Source organism: Streptomyces sp. NPDC059788 (genome assembly GCF_042732265.1).
Lineage (GTDB): Bacteria > Actinomycetota > Actinomycetes > Streptomycetales > Streptomycetaceae > Streptomyces.
In genome coordinates this window covers 8,049-12,859 of the sequence record NZ_JBHWHY010000096.1, presented here as the reverse complement: position 1 = coordinate 12,859, position 4,811 = coordinate 8,049, and the positions used below count along the sequence as shown (strand labels likewise).

Annotated in this window: 4 protein-coding genes; all 4 read left to right on the top strand. The window is 72.0% G+C overall.

What is annotated here, in order from left to right:
* The first annotated feature begins 722 nt into the window (after positions 1 to 722).
* The 4 genes from ACFV57_RS42120 (at position 723) to ACFV57_RS42105 (ending at position 4,478) form a co-directional block, all read left to right on the top strand.
* On the top strand, positions 723 to 1,745 hold the full coding sequence (locus ACFV57_RS42120) for a ParB N-terminal domain-containing protein (RefSeq protein WP_385244422.1): 1,023 nt from the start codon (positions 723 to 725) through the stop codon (positions 1,743 to 1,745).
* Between the two features lie 474 nt (positions 1,746 to 2,219).
* A complete protein-coding gene (locus ACFV57_RS42115) occupies positions 2,220 to 2,957 on the top strand; it encodes a TetR/AcrR family transcriptional regulator (RefSeq protein WP_385244419.1) in 738 nt (245 codons plus the stop codon).
* Between the two features lie 49 nt (positions 2,958 to 3,006).
* The gene (locus ACFV57_RS42110; protein ID WP_385244416.1) at positions 3,007 to 3,411 is read left to right on the top strand and encodes an ester cyclase; all 405 of its coding nucleotides are present in this window, start codon (positions 3,007 to 3,009) and stop codon (positions 3,409 to 3,411) included.
* A gap of 173 nt (positions 3,412 to 3,584) precedes the next feature.
* Positions 3,585 to 4,478: an SGNH hydrolase domain-containing protein gene (locus ACFV57_RS42105; RefSeq protein ID WP_385244414.1), complete on the top strand. Its 894-nt coding sequence runs from the start codon at positions 3,585 to 3,587 to the stop codon at positions 4,476 to 4,478.
* Positions 4,479 to 4,811 lie beyond the last annotated feature (333 nt).

Genomic DNA, 4,811 nt, shown 5'->3' with positions numbered 1-4,811 from the left:
CTCGCCGCCCCACGCCTGCCCCGGCCGTCCCGTTCCGTCGCGATTTTCCCTACCCCGAAACGCCACACCATTCCCGCCGTGACGCTTGGCGCGATCGCCGCGCGTCATCACCAAGGCGAAACTGAGCAGGCGCCGCGACGGCAGTCGGTGCCGTCGCGGGCCAAGTGCCTTCGCCAGTGCGGCAGCCGGGGTGACGGGTACGCGTACGACGCCCTGGCCGCCGCGTCCCGGGCGCAGGCGAGCGCGAGAAAAACCACGGCTATTCAAGGAAATTCTCATCGGACAAGCCTTCCGGGAATTGTCCGGATTCGGGCTCGTTCCCGGGGCTGAGCAGGCCGGACAAGTGCCGGACAAGTCCCGGACAATCGCCCTCTTCCCCGGCCCGGCACACCGGCCCAGCATCAGCAGCACAACGGCGTCTTCGAGCCACGGACACACAACCCGGAAACCGGTGTGCTCCGGCCGGGGACGCCACGCGACCACGGCCACCGGAAACAACCGGCCGTGGCGGCGCGGCGGCGGGCCATCGGCGCTTGGGGACGGGCGGCCGGTTCCCGGCCCGCCGCGCCGAGCGGTGCGGAAGCGGGGGAGCGCACCCGGGACGGACGTACTCCGCCCACCCGCAATAGCCTTCGCTTTCCGCCGCTTCGCGCCGTGTCGCGGCCCGCGGTTGAAACCGAAAGGGCGGCGAACGGGAAAGCGGACCTGGCAGGGGAGGGGAATTGGAACCCGGGCAGTCGCAGGTCGACCTGCACACGGTCGTCGATGTCGAGATCAGTGCCTTGTCGGTGAGCGATTCGCCGAGGATCGCGGGGGAGAACCAGGAGCACGTCGAATTACTGGCGATGGCGGACGCACCGCTGCCGCCCATCATCGTCCACCGCGACACGCTGCGCGTCATCGACGGCGCGCACCGGTTGCGCGCGGCCGAGCGGCGCGGCCAGGACACGATCGCCGTACGGTTCTTCGACGGTGACGACGCGGACGCCTTCGTCCTCGCCGTCGAGTCCAACACCACCCATGGCCTGCCGCTGACCAAGGCCGACCGCAAGAACGCCGCCGAGCGCATCATCGCCTCGCACCCCATCTGGTCCAACCGGATGATCGCCACGATCACCGGCGTGGCCCCGGCGACGGTGGCCAAGGTCCGCCGGCGGATGCCGGGCGGCGCCACGGCCGAACGCGGACGCGTCGGCCAGGACGGCCGGTTCCGCCCGCTCGACGGCGCCGAAGGCCGCAAACTGGCCGGTGACCTCATCGCCGAGAACCCCGCCCTCTCGCTCCGGCAGATCGCACGGCTGACCGGGATCTCCCCGGAGACCGCGCGCGACGTACGCAACCGCATCCGCCGTGGTGAGGAGCCCCTGCTCACGGGGCGGGGCACGCGCGGCGGGCACAGCGGGCGCCGCGAGCAGATCGGGCAACAGGGACGCAGGCCCGTCCGGTCCCGCCGGGTGGCCGGTGGCGCGGCGAGCCCGGTACGGATGGCCGTGGCGGACCGGAGGCGGATCGTGAACCGGCTCAAGGGCGATCCGGCCCTGCGCTACAGCGACACCGGCCGCACCCTGCTGCGGCTGCTCGGCATCCACACGGTCAGCCCGGAGGAGTGGGAGAAGATCACGGCCGACATTCCGCAGGATCACCGCCGAACCGTCGCCCAGCTGGCCCGCGCCTACTCGGACAGCTGGGCGGAACTGGCCCAGCGCGCCGCCGAACGCGAAGCCGCCGAGTCCCTCGGAGCGTGAGCGGTGGCCGCCGGGACGGACTGCCCCGCCTTACGACTGCCACGCGACTGCCCTGCCGTACGACTGCCACGCGACTGCCCTGCCGTACGACTGCCACGCGACTGCCCTGTTCGCGAGCGCCTGGGCCGGTACGACGTACCTCCAGGACATCGACCGCGGTGTGATGGACCGACTGCTCACCTCACCAGTCGGCCGAGGCGCCATGCTGGGCGCCACCATGGCCTGCCAGGCGATCCAGACCGTGATCCGGAGCCTGGCCGTCGTGGCCGTCGCGCTGGTCGCCGGGGCCCGGTTCCCCGGCGGGGCGATCGGCGCGGGGGCCACGTACCGACTGGAACACGGTCTGGACGCATCTGGGACTGCTCGCCGCGACAGCCCTCGTAATGGGCTTCCTCCACGTGGGCGTTCCGCGTCTACCGCAGGTCGGCGTAGGGGAGGGGGCGGCCCGCCACGCCGCGCTGCCAGACTGCTCACGTGAGCGAGCACGACACAGCAGATGCAGGCGCGGACACGAGTACGGGGCCGGACGCGACGGCCCGGCGGGCGGCGGCCCCCGGGCAGGGCACGGGGCGGCGCGGACGGCCGCCCCGGCTCTCCCGTGACCGCGTCATCGAGGCGGCCCTGGAGATCGTCACCCAAGAAGGCAGCCGCGCGCTGACCATGCGCCGGGTCGCCGAGGCGTTGGGCAGCGCCCCGATGAGCATCTACCGGCACGTACGGGACAAGGACGAACTCCTGATCCTCCTCCTGGACCGCATCGTGACCGGCCTGCCCCGGCCCGCCCTGCCCGCCGAGCCGCGCGCCCGCCTCCTCGCCCTGCTGACCTGGCAGCGGGACGAGCTGGCGGCCCGGCCCTGGATCGTGGACGTGCTGGGGCGGGGCGACCTCATGGCGCCCTCGGTCCTGTGGCTGCTGGAGGAGATCTACGCCGCGTGGCGAGCCTGCGGCCTGTCCCTGGAGGAGGCGGCCACCGCGAACCGGATCGTGTGGAACTTCGTCCTCGGCGACCTCGCCCAGCACGCCGACCGTCCCGAGAACCGCTCCCCGTACCAGGTGAGCGTGCCCGCCGAGGCCGATCCCGCCGAGTACCCCACGGTGGCGGCGCTGCGCCCGTACTGGCTGTCCGCGGACCGCCGCGACCACTTCGCCGACGATCTCGACAGGCTGGTGACCTCCCTGACGGCGCAGGTGGGGGACGGGTCACGCCGGTAGCCGTACGTCGGTGATTGACCTCGTGCGTACGCGTACGCAAAATGGGGGCATGGACGACATCACCACGCTCTACCGCCGCTGGCTGTTCGACCTGTGGCACGGTGACTTCTCCGTGGCCGAGGAGATCCTCACCCCCGACTTCGTCGGCCACTGGCCCTCCGTCGACGTACACGGACCGCAAGGGGCGGCCGACCAGATCCGCCAGTCGCACGACTACTTCACCGACATCAAGGTCACCCTGGACGTCGGCCCGGTGGTCGGCGACGGCCTGGTGGCGGCGGGCTGGACCTTCCACGGCTCGTACCGTGGCGGCATCCCCGGCACCACCGCCGCGCCGGGCACCCGCATCTCCTTCGCGGGACAGGACATCTTCCGCGTCGCGGACGGCCGATTCGCCGAGTACTGGGTCGTCTCGGACGGCCTGGGCATGATGAACGCACTGGGTGCTCTCTGACGCCGACCGGCCGGCCGACCCGTACGCGGGTCGGCCGGTCCCGTACGTGAGACGCGCCTCGGCGGCCCGGATTGCGTTGGCTGCGTGCGAGACGTATGACGGGAATCTCCGCGGTATGTGAGCGGCAGATGACAAGCGCTGTAACCGCCCCCGCGCCGTGTTTGCCTCGAAACATGCACAGCAAGCACATGGAGCAGACTCCGTCCCCCTCCCAGCAGCAGCCCACCGCGACCGCCACCCCGGCGTACCGCTCCGGAAGGCGCAAGCGTCCCGCGATCGCCGCCGGCGCCCTGCTGGTCACCGGCGCGTCCCTGCTCGCCCTCACCGGTTGCGGCAACCCGACGTCCGGCAACGACCGCGACACCGCCGCATCCAGCTCCGCCGCGCCCGCGGGAAACAACGGCGGAAAGAAGATCTCGAAGCTGCTCTGGATGGGCGACTCGATCGCCGAGGCGGAGGCCCCCGCGCTCGACGCCGCCATGAAGGCCGGCGGCGTGGAGTTCAAGTCGATCGCCTCCACCGGCGGCGGCACGGTCGTCAAGGGCGAAGGCCCGACCGGCAAGTTCGCCGAGGACACCTACAAGGAACTGGCCAAGGCGGCCGGGTCCTTCCACCCGGACGTCATCGCGTACCAGGTCACCACCTACGACTGGGGAACTCCCGCCCAGCAGGGCAGCTCGTACGAACATCTCGCGAAGGTCGCCGCGGACGCGGGCGCCGAACTCGTCCTCGTCTCCGCGCCGCCGTTCAAGATCGACGAGTTCTACAAGAGCCACGAGGCCGCCATCAAGTCCGCGCCGGGCGCGGCGAAGCAGGCCGCGGACAAGAACGCGGGCCAGGTCCGCTTCCTCGACGCGTCCAGCCTGTGGGGCACCGACAGCTCCGCGGCCAAGGCCCAGCGCAGCCAGGACGGCATCCACACCTGCCAGCAGGGCGCGGCGGCGTTCGCCAACTGGTTCGGGGGCCAGTTGGGCAAGCACTTCTCCTTCACCCCCGCCCCCGCGGACCAGTGGGCGAAGGGCTCCTGGACCGGTTCCAAGGTCTACGGCCAGCTCAAGTGCGCCTGAGGCGGCGCGGCGTCGTCCATGTCAGTGCTCGGCCGTTGCTTTGATGCACACGGCTGATGATCCGGGGTGCATCAAAAACCGCGGCTTCTGAGTCGGGGCGCATCAATAGCTGTGGCTGGGCCGGGGCGCTTCCGTTCGCGCGGCTGCTGGGCCGGGGCGCCCCGTTCGTGCGGCTGCTGAGCCCGTACGTCCTTCGCGGCGTGGGCGGCGGCCGTGCGCCCGGGGCGGGATGGGGCGGGGCGGTTCCGGTCAGCCCGGAACTGCCCCGGCCCGCCCCCGGGGCCGCTGGCGCGGGGGTCGAGAGCCGGCGCCCGCCCCGCAGGAGGCCGGCGG